This is a genomic window from Corynebacterium sp. J010B-136, from assembly GCF_002967075.1.
Classification (GTDB): domain Bacteria; phylum Actinomycetota; class Actinomycetes; order Mycobacteriales; family Mycobacteriaceae; genus Corynebacterium.
This window is the reverse complement of sequence record NZ_PUGE01000004.1, coordinates 73,690-87,642: the sequence shown is the minus strand read 5'-3', so window position 1 is coordinate 87,642 and position 13,953 is coordinate 73,690. Positions and strand designations below refer to the sequence as shown.

At 56.6% G+C, this 13,953-nt stretch carries 11 protein-coding genes and 1 pseudogene; 10 read left to right on the top strand and 2 right to left on the bottom strand.

Going from position 1 to position 13,953, the window contains the following annotated elements:
* Positions 1–21 precede the first annotated feature (21 nt).
* Positions 22–957 carry a DUF3068 domain-containing protein gene (locus C5Y44_RS07850; protein ID WP_105324432.1) on the top strand — a complete coding sequence of 312 codons (936 nt, stop codon included), beginning with the start codon at positions 22–24 and terminating at the stop codon, positions 955–957.
* The gene (locus C5Y44_RS07845) at positions 947–2,449 is read left to right on the top strand and encodes a hypothetical protein (RefSeq protein WP_105324431.1); all 1,503 of its coding nucleotides are present in this window, start codon (positions 947–949) and stop codon (positions 2,447–2,449) included. The genes C5Y44_RS07850 and C5Y44_RS07845 overlap by 11 nt, the downstream gene beginning before the upstream one ends.
* Here the strand turns inward: C5Y44_RS07845 and C5Y44_RS07840 are convergent.
* A complete protein-coding gene (locus tag C5Y44_RS07840) occupies positions 2,358–3,458 on the bottom strand; it encodes a glycosyltransferase family 4 protein (protein WP_105324430.1) in 1,101 nt (366 codons plus the stop codon). The two genes, C5Y44_RS07845 and C5Y44_RS07840, sit on opposite strands and share 92 nt — an antisense overlap.
* A 25-nt stretch (positions 3,459–3,483) precedes the next feature.
* Between C5Y44_RS07840 and C5Y44_RS07835 the strand changes: the two genes are divergently transcribed.
* Positions 3,484–4,233, top strand: a complete 750-nt coding sequence (locus C5Y44_RS07835) for a class I SAM-dependent methyltransferase (RefSeq protein WP_105324585.1) — start codon at positions 3,484–3,486, stop codon at positions 4,231–4,233.
* Between the two features lie 36 nt (positions 4,234–4,269).
* Here C5Y44_RS07835 and C5Y44_RS07830 read toward each other — a convergent pair whose 3' ends face one another.
* Positions 4,270–6,093, bottom strand: a complete 1,824-nt coding sequence (locus C5Y44_RS07830) for a phosphoenolpyruvate carboxykinase (GTP) (RefSeq protein ID WP_105324429.1) — start codon at positions 6,091–6,093, stop codon at positions 4,270–4,272.
* Between the two features lie 411 nt (positions 6,094–6,504).
* On the opposite strand from C5Y44_RS07830, the gene trmB reads away from it, so the two are divergent.
* The 7 genes and pseudogenes from trmB (at position 6,505) to C5Y44_RS07795 (ending at position 13,931) form a co-directional block, all read left to right on the top strand.
* On the top strand, positions 6,505–7,254 hold the full coding sequence (gene trmB / locus C5Y44_RS07825) for a tRNA (guanosine(46)-N7)-methyltransferase TrmB (RefSeq protein ID WP_105324428.1): 750 nt from the start codon (positions 6,505–6,507) through the stop codon (positions 7,252–7,254).
* The gene (locus C5Y44_RS07820; protein WP_066796701.1) at positions 7,254–7,847 is read left to right on the top strand and encodes an NYN domain-containing protein; all 594 of its coding nucleotides are present in this window, start codon (positions 7,254–7,256) and stop codon (positions 7,845–7,847) included. Before trmB ends, C5Y44_RS07820 begins: the two co-directional genes overlap by 1 nt.
* A 13-nt stretch (positions 7,848–7,860) precedes the next feature.
* On the top strand, positions 7,861–10,263 hold the full coding sequence (locus C5Y44_RS07815) for an MMPL family transporter (RefSeq protein ID WP_105324427.1): 2,403 nt from the start codon (positions 7,861–7,863) through the stop codon (positions 10,261–10,263).
* Positions 10,264–11,307, top strand: a complete 1,044-nt coding sequence (locus C5Y44_RS07810; RefSeq protein WP_105324426.1) for a YbhN family protein — start codon at positions 10,264–10,266, stop codon at positions 11,305–11,307.
* Positions 11,304–11,660 (top strand): DUF3054 domain-containing protein, encoded by a 357-nt coding sequence (locus C5Y44_RS07805; protein ID WP_066796707.1) that lies wholly within the window; start codon positions 11,304–11,306, stop codon positions 11,658–11,660. The genes C5Y44_RS07810 and C5Y44_RS07805 overlap by 4 nt, the downstream gene beginning before the upstream one ends.
* 294 nt (positions 11,661–11,954) lie before the next feature.
* Positions 11,955–12,673: pseudogene (locus tag C5Y44_RS13590) on the top strand (urease accessory protein UreD).
* Positions 12,674–12,788: 115 nt separating this feature from the next.
* Positions 12,789–13,931, top strand: coding sequence for an HNH endonuclease signature motif containing protein (locus C5Y44_RS07795; RefSeq protein WP_105324425.1), 1,143 nt, complete (start codon positions 12,789–12,791; stop codon positions 13,929–13,931).
* Positions 13,932–13,953: the final 22 nt, after the last annotated feature.

Sequence of the window (13,953 nt, the reverse complement as noted above, 5' to 3'; positions counted from 1 at the left end):
GAATTGGATAATCTTTCTTAAATGCTACGTAACCAGTCTTCGCTAAAGCTCACCGCCATCATCGCACTGGTGTGCTTGATTGTAGGAGCGCTCGCGCCCAGCCTGGTTACCCAGCGCACGCGACCTTTGTCATTTAAAGAAGATATTTCAATCACCATGGGCCCGGCCAAGGCTCAGGTTTCACGCTGCGCGGATGACGGCGAATGTTCCCAAGAAACTTCAGAGCTTGAGATTACACGCCATTCCACCACCGCAAAGACCGAGGTAGATGATGCTGCAGCGGTTGCTGAAAGCACTATCGAAGCAAGCTTGGATGGTAAGAAAATCGCCGAGATTGCGCAAAGCGCGCTACTTAACCGCGAATCGGCGTATCCCATGGCGGGGACGGATACCACACAGGAATTTTCCATTCATGGTGGTGCAGTGCTGAATTCCGAGGGCGCGGAAATCGACGGCATTGACTATTTCTTCCCTTCTCAAACCGAGCAGCGCTCTTATCCCTATTTCGATCCCGTGATGCAAAAATCGGAGCCGATTGACTATCTAACTGATGAAAAGGTCGCAGGTATCCCAACCTATTCCTTTTACCAGCAGCGCCAAGGGATTGACGTTTCGCAGCTTTTCGATGATCAACGTTTCCCCGACAATCTCAGCCCCTATTACGCTGTTGAGCGCACCGTGTGGGTAGAGCCCACGACCGGGCGGATCGTGGATGTCAACGAGAAGATGCAAATTTATCTCGCAGGTACGCCGCACGAAGAACCGACGGATGAGCGCACGTTATTCGCCACCGATATTTCCTGGGATGCAGCCTCCACGCAGGCTGAGCTGGATAAGGTGAAAAACACTGTCTTAGCCATTCAGGTAGTCAGCATCATCGGCTGGGTCCTAGCGATTGTCGGTGCCGTGCTCTTGCTTGTCTGCGCATGGCGTTTTAGCAGGCAGCGTGAGAAATAGGCTGGTCTTTTCCGCCTTCTCGGCGGCAGCAGTCCTGGCCGTAGTGTGGCCTTTTCTCTTCGGCGGGCAATTAGCGTGGCGGGACATGCTCGTCTTGGATTACCCACAGATGACGGCGTCGAATTTCGGCGGTGGTGATCTCTTTGCCCGCAATGCTCCCCAAGATGGTTTCTTAAGCATTATCGCTGTAGTGATGCCTGCGACCTGGGTGGTCAAAGCCCTGATGGTTGCTTCCGCTATCGGCGCTGCCGCGGGCGCCTGGTGGTTAAGTAATAAAGAACTTCTACCCACACTATCCACGATCGCGTTAGCGGTGGCTAACCCTTTTGTCATCGAAAGGCTCTTGCAAGGCCATTGGTCGATGGTAATTGCTGCCTGGCTTCTGCCGCTGATTGCTGCCGCCGCTTTAAACGGGCGCGCACTGCTCGTGTGGCTTTTGGTATTTGTGGCATCGCTAACGCCCACTGGCGCGCTCGTCGGCATCACTGTGGCCTTAGTGTGCATGAATAAGCATCGCCTAGTAACCCTTGGCCTGGGCGTGCTGTATCTACTGCCGTGGGCTATTCCTGGCATCATTGCGACATTTCGCGGCGGACAGGATATGAACCCGCTGGCTGCAGCGCAAGCTTTTGCTCCGCGCGCCGAAGAGGCCGTGGGGACCCTCGGCGCGCTGCTAGGGTTGGGCGGAATCTGGAATGCGGACGCAGTGCCCGACTCCCGGAACTTAGGCTTTGCACTTTTTGGCCTCGGGGTCTTCGCCTGCGTGCTCATTGGTATCCGTTTTGTGCCCAAGCGGCTCATCGGCTTGGCGCTTGTTGGCATGGGCATCGCTATTTTCGCTTGGCTAGCCCCCGCGGCGATGGCGTGGGCACTTGAGCATATTCCTGGCGCGGGCTTGTTCCGCGATAGTCAGAAGCTGCTAATACTGGCTCTCCCCGCCTATGTCGCGGCGATCGGGCGCATTCCCGCGAAGCAAACTATCGCAGCAGCATGCGCGCTGGGGTTTATCATCTTGCAAACCCCCGATGCCTCATCCTCGCTAGCGGTACTGCGCGGTACCCACGCGCAGCTGGTTGACCCTGAGTTGGTCCGCGAAATCGGCTCCCGCGAGGTTCTTTTCGTAGACCGCGATACCTTGGTCACTACCGATGGTCGCTTGGCCATCGACCCTTATTCCAAGATGGTCAACAAGGTCGAATCAGGCCAGCTGACCGTCGACGGAGAGGTCGTCGATATCCCGAGCCCCCGCTGGCAAGCAGCAATGACCGCCTGGCAGGAAAATGACCGAAAAGCCGTGGAAGAACTCGGCATTGGTGTGGTCGTGGAAGGCGAAGAAATCCTTTATGAAACCGCCGCGAGCACGCCGAAAGTGCCATGGATTTTAACCAGCCTATGGATGTTTAGTCCGCTGATTGCTGTCCTAGCCTGTGCAGCAATTCTTCGAAACGAGCGCCAGTCGAATCCCACGAAAAGCCCAGGGCAAAATCTTTAGCCGTCTGCCCTAACTTCTCCCGCAATCCGCTATCTCGGATAAGCCTCTGTGTTGCCTCGGCAAATTCTTTCTCATCATTTACCAGCAAGCCAGTCTTATTGTGCAGCACGCTATCGCGCAGCCCGAAGGCATATCCCACGGTGGGCACACCGTGTTGGGCAGCTTCCATGACCGCTAGGCCCCAGCCTTCTTTGCGCGAGGGCATCAGGTGGATATCGGCGCGGGCTAAAAGCGCGTGCTTGTAATCTTCGGTGACCTGCCCGTGGAAATTCACCTTCGCCAACGCACCGCGCTCGCGCGCGTAGGTGCGCAGTTGTGCTTCCCACCAGCCGGAACCGATGATATCCAGGGTGGCATCGGAAAGCGATGCGACCGTATCAATCGCGTGTTCAATTTGCTTATAGGGCACCAGCCGCGACAGCGTGACCAGGTGAATGGGAGATTCGCGTTCAATAATCGGAATGTGCGCAGGGATAGGATCCACGCCATTTTCAATGATGTGCGCACCATGCACGCCCAGCTCCGCTAGGTCGGCGCGCGAGGCAGCTGAGACCGTCACCGTTTCCGAATTGCGGTAGACCCACGGCGCAACTTGAGATTCTAAAAACCAGCCCAACCGGCCAATAATCCGACCGGCGACCGGCCACACCTCACGGTGGCAATGGTGTGTCAGCAATACCGTCGGCTTGCCAGAAACCACCCGCGCGAAGAAAGGAATACCATTTTGGGTATCAACCACCACATCCACGCCGCGCAGAGGGCCAATGCCTAAACGACCCGCAGCAATCATCGCCAAAGCGGTGGGATATACGCTGTATTTAGCACCACCGCGGGAGTATTTCACGCCATTGCGGACTTCACTGCGCGCAGCATTCATGTGCCGTGCGGTTCGGAAAATGACGTCGTGGCCACGGGATACCAGATACTCCCCGACGCGTTCGAGGTAGCGTTCTGAACCGCCGCCTTGTGGGTGGGTGGAATCGCGCCAGCACAACAGGAGGATCTTCATCGTGGGTAATAAGCCTAGCAAGTCCATGCAACATACCCGGGCTTTAGCAACCTTTTCGCGCGCTTGGCAGCTCTTGCGGGCTTTTCGCTTTGAGCAATCCCGGCCCGATATCTTCTACGGAGCACTTGCGCGCGACACTGCCTTGCTTATCGATGCCATCTGCCGCGACACCGGTCTCACACTTTCCGGGGCCAAGGTCTTGGATGTCGGCGGTGGTCCGGGGTATTTCGCCAGCGAGTTTGAAGACCGCGGCGCACTATATTTCGGCGTCGAGCCCGATGCCGGAGAGATGGCAGCAGCCGGAATTACGCTGAGTAATTCTGTGCGCGGGGATGGCACCGCTTTGCCCTTTGCCGATGGCACCTTTGAGGTGGTGTATTCCTCTAATGTGGCAGAGCACATCGACAAGCCCTGGGCGATGGCCGATGAAATGCTGCGCGTAACCCGCCCTGGCGGCATTGCTCTTATCAGCTATACCGCGTGGCTAGGTCCTTTTGGCGGGCATGAAACCGGGCTGTGGCAACACTATATCGGCGGCGAGTTTGCCAGGCAGCGCTATGAGAAAGTCCATGGGCATCCGCCGAAGAATGTCTGGGGCGAGTCTTTGTTTGCCGTCTCTGTGCGCGAAGGCTTGGACTATGCACGCGACAAAGAACTCCTCGCCGCGTTTCCGCGCTATCACCCCGCCTGGGCGTGGGCGATTGTGCGCGTGCCGGTGTTGCGGGAGTTCTTGACCTCGAACTTAGTGCTGGTCTTGCGCAAAAAGCCCGCCTAGCCTTCAACAGGCTGGCGGGCTTGGATGCTTTAAGACTTAGACCGATTCGATGCGGGTCTTGAGTGCATCGAGCTGGTCATGCAGTTCCTGCGGCACGCGTGGGCCGAGGAAACGCAGGTACTCAAGGTTGTCTTCCAAGTCGCCGCCCCACTCAGCTGGGTCAACGTCTAGTGCTTCCTTGATGTCTTCCAGTGGAGTATCCAGACCAGTCAGGTCCAGGTCCTCTGCACGTGCGGTGCTGCCGATAACGGTGTCTTCAGCGCCAACGTTGCCTTCCACGCGGTCAATGACCCACTTGAGAACACGGGAGTTCTCGCCGAAGCCAGGCCACAGGAAGCGGCCGTCTTCACCACGACGGAACCAGTTGACCAGGAAGATCTTTGGCAAGAGGTCTCCGCCCTTGTTACCCATGTCGATCCAGTTCTGCAGGTAGTCACCAGCGTTGTAACCAATGAATGGCAGCATCGCCATTGGGTCGTGGCGCAGGGAGCCAACCTTAGCTTCAGCAGACGCTGCGGTCTGACCGGATGCCAGCAGGGAGCCGATCATGGTGCCGTGCTCCCAGTCAAAGGACTGGGTAACCAATGGGACGGTGCTTGCGCGGCGGCCGCCGAACAAGATGGCGTCAAGCTTTACACCCTGCCAGTCATCAAATTCCGGTGCAGCAGTTGGGCACTGTGCAATCGGGGTGCAGTAGCGGGAGTTCGGGTGTGCTGCAGGAGTAGCGGACTGTGGAGTCCAGTCCTCACCGAGCCAGTCGATGAGGTGCTCAGGCTTCTCGCCGTCCATGCCTTCCCACCAGACGTCACCGTCGTCGGTCAACGCAACGTTGGTGAAGATGGTGTTACCTGGCTCCATGGTCTTCATCGCGATTGGGTTAGACGCGTAGTTGGTACCTGGCGCAACGCCGAAGAAGCCGTTTTCTGGGTTGACAGCATAGAGGCCGTCTTCGCGCAGGTGCAGCCATGCAATGTCATCGCCGACAACCTCAGCCGTCCAGCCCTCAAGGGTTGGGGTGATCATAGCCAGGTTGGTCTTGCCACATGCAGATGGGAAGGCCGCGGCGATGTGGTACGCCTTGCCCTCCGGAGAGATTAGCTTGAGGATGAGCATGTGCTCAGCCATCCAGCCTTCTTCCTTCGCCATGACCGATGCGATACGCAGTGCGTAGCACTTCTTCGCCAAGATAGCGTTGCCGCCGTAGCCCGAACCGTAGGACCAAATTTCCTTGGTGTCTGGGAAATGCGTGATGTACTTGGTGTCATTGCAAGGCCATGGAACATCTTCCTGACCTGGCTCCAAAGGAGCACCAACAGAGTGCAAAGCGTGTACGAAATCGCCGTGCTCACCAATCTTGTCCAGTGCTTCCTGGCCCATGCGGGTCATGATGCGCATGGACAAAACCACATATGCCGAGTCAGTCAGCTGAACACCGAGCTTCGGGTTCGGGTCGCTGATTGGGCCCATGCAGAAAGGAACGACGTACATGGTGCGTCCGCGCATAGCACCGCGGAACTCCTCCGTCATTTCTTCCTTCATTGCTGCTGGAGGTACCCAGTTGTTGGTAGGGCCGGCATCTTCCTGGTTTTCAGCACAGATGAAGGTGCGGGACTCCACGCGCGCGACATCCGAAGGGTTGGAACGAGCTAAGTAAGAATTAGGACGCTTTTCCTCATTCAGCTTGATGAGAGTGCCTTTTTCCACTAGCTCCGCAGCTAGGCGATCTGCCTCTTCCTGTGAGCCATCGATAAAGACCACCTGGTCTGGCTGGAAAAGCTCGACGCTTTCATTAATCCACTTAATGAGCTCTTCGTTATTAGTTGGTGCTTGACCAACGAGGCCTTGAATAGCGGCGGTCATCTACTAAGTCTCCTGCGATAATTGGGAAAGATCTTCTCTGAGTTAGTCTCATGCACCAGCCTAACTGTCGAAGTGAAGAAATTGGACTATTTTCGACACACGCTGGTTATATCCACCGAACCTACCACAAGATTTAGCGCACGAACAGGACGTAAACCACAGATAGACACCAGGTTTTACACCCCTTAACGGGGGAGGACAAGGAAACCCCTCCCCGGTAACCCTTTCCAGTCAGCCACCCCCGAGCCGCAACTGGTTATACCCGCCGGGCGTAAACGGCGTGTTTTTGTGCACTTTCGAGTGCCGATCTTTGCCTACACCCCTTTGTCCATGGACAATAGTGTGAGATAACAGTAATCACTTTTACCACATCTTGTTCTTATTAATTACTAACCTTTAAAAGAAAAATTCATGGATAATACTGAAACCCACGCTGGCCGTCCCCCGCAGACTGACTTCAACAAAGTCTTTGACAATGATTTGGACTACCCACGTCTTGGCAATGTCACCTTCCGCCGCGGCACCTTAACGGACAACCAAGAAGCTATGTTCAATGAGAACTGGCCCACCATCGGCAAAGACCTGGCCGATGAAATCATCGATGTCGATGCTTGGTTCAATCGTCAAGGACACCGGACCATCGTCGAGATTGGCTCCGGCACTGGCACCTCCACTGCGGCAATGGCACCACTGGAAGCTGACACCAACATCATCGCCGTTGAGCTATACAAGCCAGGTCTGGCCAAGCTCATGGGCCAGGTGGTCCGAGGTGGGTTGGACAATATCCGCATGGTGCGCGGCGACGGCGTCGAGGTTATGGTGCGCATGTTTGAGCCAGAATCCCTCGACGGCATCCGTGTATTCTTCCCGGACCCGTGGCCGAAGGCGCGCCACAATAAGCGCCGTATCATCCAGTCCGGCACGCTAAATCTGTTCGCATCCCGCCTGAAGAAGGGCGGCGTGTTGCACGTCGCTACTGACCACGCGGACTACGCCGAGTGGATCAATGAGCTTGTCGATGTCGAGCCCACCTTAGATTTCAAGGGCTGGCCGTGGGATGAGTGCCCGCAGCTGACCAACCGCCAGGTCATCACCAAGTTTGAAGGCAAGGGCCTGGATAAAGACCACGTCATTACTGAATACCTGTGGGAAAAGAAATAATGAGCCGCTCATACGCACTTATCTGGGATGCGCCGAATATGGACATGGGGCTTGGCGCCATTTTAGGCGGTCGCCCCACCGCCGCTTATCGCCCGCGCTTTGATGCCATCGGCCGCTGGGTTGTCCTGCGCGCCATGGAAATCGGTGCTGAACCGCAAGCTTCCGTCTTTACGAATGTCACCCCCGGCGGCGCTGATGTCATTCGCCCCTGGGTTGAAGCCATCCGCAACGTCGGCTTCTCCGTCTTCGCTAAACCTAAAACAGACGATGACTCTGATGTCGACCCAGACATGATCGAATACATCCTAGATAACCGGGATGAGCTCGCAGGTCTTGTCGTTGCCTCTGCAGATGGGCAGAATTTCCAGCCTTTGCTAGAAGAACTCGCCGGCGAAGGCATTCCCGTGACCGTGCTCGGTTTCCACGAGCACGTCTCCTGGGCCATCGGGTCTGACTTGTTAGAGTTTGTGGATCTCGAAGACATCCCCGGTGTCTTCCGCGACCCGCTGCCACGCATTTCGCTGGATGCTTTGCCACCGGAAGGTGCTTGGCTGCAGCCTTTCCGTTCCCTATCCGCTTTATTAGAGCACTAGGAGCAGTAAAGACGTGTTTTTAAAATGGGGCCATTTTTCCTACGCCTACCGTAAATTCATCCCCTTTGTACTCATTGGGTTAATCCTGGTGCTCTTCGGAGTCTTTGGCACGCAGTTGGACAACCGCATGAGCCAAGAAGGCTGGGAAGATCCAAACGCGGCATCCACGCGCGCCGCCGAGATCGAAAACGAGGTCTTCGGCCGCGATAAATCCGGCGACGTGATCGTCATGGTCAATAACCCGCAGGAAAACCTGGAGGAAGGCCGCGCATACGTCGATAAGCTCAAAAGCTCCTACCCTGAGCAAATCGCCCAGGTCAATAGCTACTTCGATACCCAAAATCCCAATCTTTTAAACGAAGCAGGCGATACCGCCTTCATCGCGATTGGGCTCGCCGGCGATGAAGAGCAAACACTCAAAGACTTCCGCATCATCCAAGATGCATTGACCGATACCTCCCTTGATGTTGAGGTCGCCGGCGCAACCGCTGTCGCAGATGCTCTCGATGCAGGCATGGCCGCAGATATCTCGCGTGCCGAACGCGCAGCCTTGCCGCTGGTCGGGCTGTTGCTGCTGGTCGTCTTTGGCTCCGTCGTCGCAGCCTTTATGCCGCTGATTGTCGGTGGTTTATCTATTTTGGGCTCGATTGGTATTTTGGCCATCCTCGCCGGCTTTTTGCAGGTCAACGTCTTTGCCCAAGCCGTTGTCACGCTTTTGGGCCTAGGTCTGGCCATCGACTATGGCTTGTTTATGGTCTCGCGCTTTCGCGAAGAATTGGATAAAGGCCGCAACGTTAAAGACGCCGTCGCGATTACCACCGCCACCGCGGGACAAACCGTGGTCTTTTCCGCCGCCATGGTTGCGGTTGCGATTTCCGGCCTGTTCATTTTCCCACAGGCCTTCCTCAAATCGGTGGCCTATGGCTCGATTTCCGCAGTCGGTTTAGCGGCGCTGCTTTCTGTCACCCTGCTGCCGGCACTATTTGGCATGCTGGGGCATAACATCGACAAGTGGTCGATTCGCCGCACTAAGCGCACCGCGCGCCGGATTGAAGATACCTGGTGGTACCGCCTTCCGAAGTGGGCCATGAAGCACGCGAAGGTCATGACGCTGGCTATTTGCGGCCTGCTTATCGCGCTGACCTTGCCTATTTTGAATATTTCTTTCGGCGGAATCAACGAAAGCTATCTGCCGCCGACGCAGGAAACTCGCGTCGCGCAGGATAAATTCAACGAAGAATTTCCTTCTTTCCGCACGGAACCCGTGAAGCTGGTGGTGGAAAATGCGTCGAATGAGCAGCTTGTCGATGTCATCATGCAGGTCCGCGAACTCGACGGGCTAACCTCCCCGATGGCACCATCGTCTGCGACTGTCGATGGCACCACCGTGCTTTCTGCCGGTATCGAAGACCGCGACGATTACGCCGATATCGTCCACGAGCTGGAAAATCTCAATGCCCCTGAAGGCGTAAACCTGTACGTCGGCGGCACTCCAGCGATGGAAGTGGAATCCCTCGACGCCCTCTTTGACAAGCTGCCGTGGATGGTTATCTACATCCTGGTTGCAACCTTCATCCTCATGGCCTTGGTCTTTGGCTCTGTGGTCTTGCCAATGAAGGCCATCTTGATGACCGTGCTGACCTTGGGTGCAACCTTGGGCATTTTGACCGCCATGTTCGTCTCCGGCGTGGGCTCTAACCTGCTGAGCTTCTCCCCTGGCCCGTTGATGAGCCCGATTCTGGTGCTGATTATCGCTATTATCTATGGCTTGTCCACGGACTATGAGGTCTTTTTGGTCTCGCGCATGGTCGAAGCCCGCAAGCAAGGCGCAACCACCGATGAGGCCATCAACTCCGGCACCGCACACACCGGCGGCATTATTACTGCCGCAGCACTGATTATGATTGTGGTCGCTGCTGCCTTTGGCTTCTCCGATATCGTGATGATGAAGTACATCGCCTTCGGCATGATCTTCGCGCTATTTATCGACGCCACCATCGTGCGCATGCTGCTGGTCCCAGCCGTCATGCACCTGCTGCGCGAAGACAACTGGTGGGCACCGAAATTCATCCACAAGGCCTACGAAAAGATGGGGCACGGCTCCGAACCTGCTGCTTCCTCGCTTCGCTCATCAGCAGAAAAAGAAACAGTCAACCCCTCAAGCACTGCTCCAGCCGCTGAGCCTGCCGTGGAACCGGCTCCAGCTGCCGAGCCGGAAACTTATGACGAGGAGTTCCACGATTCCTACGAAGACGCCGCGGACGAAGGCCCGGGACGCTCGGGGCGCTCCATCGAGGAAGATGCTTCGCTGATTCCATTCAATGAGCTTATGGAGCGTTTAGCGCGCGAGCGCCGTTCCTTAAACCGCGGCCCACAGCGCCGTGAACTGCCACAAGCCAAGGACGACGATTTCTAGATGACTATGCAATCCGGCATGCGCTGGCTGCGCTGGGGCGCCTCGCTCCTCGTGCTCATCGTGCTGATCTGGGTCTTTCGGGACGAGTTGGACTTCCTCGGGGAAGGCTTCCGACGACTCAGCCACGCCAATGCTTTCGCTGTCGTGATTGTCATCATCGCATCTCTTGCATCGCTAATCGCGATGAGCGGGGTGATGCAACAGCTCATGGTGGCCGGCGGAGTCAACGTTTCGGTGAAAGAAGCAACCGCGATTTCACTCGCCTCTAATGCCTGGTCTACCACCTTGCCTGCCGGACCGGCGTTCTCCGCCCTTTTAACCTTCCATGTGCAACGCGCCTGGGGCGCAACCATCGCCTTGTGCGCCTGGTTCTTCGTCGTCTCTTCAGCGGTTTCCACCATCTGGCTGGTGCTGATTGGACTGTCCGGGGTGATGTTGCTGCGCGCATCGATAGGCTTGGGCGCACTGATAATTTCACTGGCGCTGATGGTCTTGCTACTCGCCGGATTATTCTGGGTCACCAACAATCCCCGCACAGTAGAGCGCTGGTTAAAGCGCCAAAAGATTATCAAAGGCAAAGTGCGCGACGGCCTAGTTGAACAAGCCCGCAACTTAAAAGAAGTGCACTTGTCGCGGTATCAATTCCTCTCCGTATCCGCGCTGTCTTTCGGTCACCGACTTTTTGACATGGTTGCCCTGTGGGCCTGCGTGTGGGCTGTCAGCGGGGCCATCCCATGGATTAATGCCGGCGAAAATGAAACTACCCTGGCCGGTGTAACCCTGGCTTATATCACCGCGAAGCTAGCTGGCTCCGCACAAATCACCCCGGCGGGACTGGGCACGGTAGAAGCGGCAATCATCGCTACGCTGGTGGCAACCGGTATGACCGCGGTGGAGGCCACCGGCACCGCGGTCATCTACCGCCTGATTTCCTTTGCCCTGATGACCGCCATCGGCTGGGTAGTGTACTTCTGGCACTACGCGCGCAAGGGCCTGAAAATGTCCTCGTTGAGCACCACTTCTGGTGAGAAAGAAACATCATGACTAAACAGTTAACCTACGACATCATCGCTATCGCCGTCTTCGCCATCTTGGCGCGGTTTGCGCACCCACCAGTTACCCTCGGCGGCATCTTCGACGCCTTCTGGCCGTGGGCTGTCGGCGCGGTTCTCGGCTGGGCGATTTTGACTTGGCTGTTTAAGACCAGCAATATCTGGCTGCAGGGTCTAACGGTCTGGGCCTCGGCAATTATCTTCGGCATGATTTTCTGGGCGCTGGTGAACTCCTCGCTGCCGCACTACAGCTTCCTCATCGTGGCAATCACTATGTCGGCGCTGCTGCTCTTTGGCCGCCGCGCAGTTGCGCAGTGGATGTCGCGCAAGAAGGCTACAGCGTAGCTTCTACCCCACGCCGTGAGTGCAGGTCACTCACGGTTTTTCTTATGCCATTTTCGGGCTTTTATATTCAATTGATCGATTGATACTCTTTGTTCCATGAGTACTGACATTCTAGGGTTTCGCGCGCAACGCCGCCGAGCCCTAGCCTGGTCAGGAATTATTTTTGCGCACTGATCGCAGTCCTTGCCCTCGGCGTCGTTGTCGGGCCGACCCCGCTGAATATCGCCGACTTGGGCGCGATTGCCTCGCATCATCTTTTCGGCTCCGCTTTGCCAGTTGAGCTACGGACCGCCGATGCCATCGTGTGGGATATCCGCCTGCCGCGTCTGCTTTTTGGGCTTTGCGGTCGGTGCAGGTTTGGCGGTCGCCGGTGCGGTTTTGCAGGCCGTGGTGCTCAATATGCTGGCGGATCCGTTTACGCTGGGTATTAACTCTGGGGCATCGACAGGCGCGGCCTTTGCGATTTTGTTCGGCGCCGGGGCAGCGCTGGAGTATATCCCCGACCAGCTGATTTTGTACCGAGACGCGGATTTCCGCCAACGCACCGTGGTCAATATGCACCCGCAGGCCTCGCTGTTTCTTAGCGATATCACCAACCCGGGCTGGTCCCCGACGGCGGTAAGTTCCTATACAAGCAGGCGCACCTGCTCAACGAGGTCCACATGGATGGTGAGCCGGTGCTGCTGGATAACCTGCGGATCAATCCCCTTGCCAGCGATTTCGGCGAGGTGCAAGACTTCTTCATGGACGGGCGCACGCATGTCGCCACAGCGATCTGCTTCGATCCCGGCATTACGCCAGAGCTTATCGATGCCCTCTCCCACCTCATCACCACCCACCACTCCCCGGATGGCTCCCTGATCGCCGCGGTCACCGAATGCGACAAACCCGGCTTCGTACTGCGCGCACTCGGCAACCGCACCGAAGAACTGCACGCTTTAGTGCTTGCCACCGCGAATTTCGTCCGCTCTCAGCTTCGCGGCCAAGGCGAAATTCACCTGCGCAAGTACTAGTTTTTCCGCTGCCTGTGGATAACTATGCCAGTTGCGTGACGCGTCAACGTAGTTATCCACAGATTTTCGAGCTTGCACTAGCCAGGACTTGCATTGCTCTTTTAGTGTCGAAGTCATGGACGAATTAATGAAAGCTTTCAAGCTTCTCACGAGCAACGGCATCGGATTCCTCCGGCTGTGTGCTGAGTGCTCACCTTACGACTTAGCCGATGACGGGATTGAAATTTCCTTAGCCATAAATTACGCCAAACTTGCAGACACCCTTTTTAGCCCGTGTGATTCCCCGCGCGTGCAGCGCGAGGCTATCGCGCTTGCCGAACTAAGGGAATTGAGCGTCAACCACCTGTTGATGATTAACAAGCACGCCAAAAAGTTGAAAGCCCGAGGCGCCGCGTGGAAGCTGCGTGCTGAGCTTATCGCTCGTGAGGGCTCATTAGAGGAAGTCAACGAATACGCCAAAACCCGCGTCACGGAGGAAGGCGGCGACACCAAAAAGAAACCGGGCGTGCGTCTCGGCCGCGTCATCGACGGCCTGCGAACTATCAGCATCACCGATACCCAGCGCCGCATTACTGACCTCGAGAAAACCCTCGACGCCGCCAGAACCAACGACGAGCAGCCCCGCTCCGAAGCATTGCTCGAGCCTTTCTGGGACTTAGTCGAGGGCAACGGCACCGGCCTTATCAAGCCCGAATACCGCACGGTCATCGCCATTGGTCTCGACGATTTCGCGAAAGTCTCCTGCGGTAAAGGCAACGAAGTCATCATCGGACTATCCGACGGTACAACCATGACGGGTGCCGAGTTCATCAACGCCGCGATGGAAAAAGCACTCGGCGACAAACTCTACGTCGGACTCTTCCACCCGACCGCCGGGCCCGTGAACCTTTACGAGGCCCGCTTCGCGTCAGACAAGCTGCGTACTTTAGCCATGGCAGAGAATCTCGTCTGCCCGTGGCCGGACTGCAATGTCCCGGCCGATAGATGCCAGGTGCACCACATCGACGCACACAAGAACGGTGGCCATACGAAGCCGTCGAACCTGACGATGCTGTGTAAGTATCACAACGGCGTCAACGACGATGGTGACCCGGGTAATCTCGGGTCACAGAAAAGAAAATATAAGCGAGGAAAAGGCAAGCCAAGTCGCGGCAGGATGCGACGCCACCGCGGCAATGTTCGCCTGCACACCCCTGGTGGGAAGCTGGTGGGCAACACCCACCACGTGAGCAGCATGGGGGCGATGGACCTGATTTAAAACAGGGGCGATCCCCACAGCT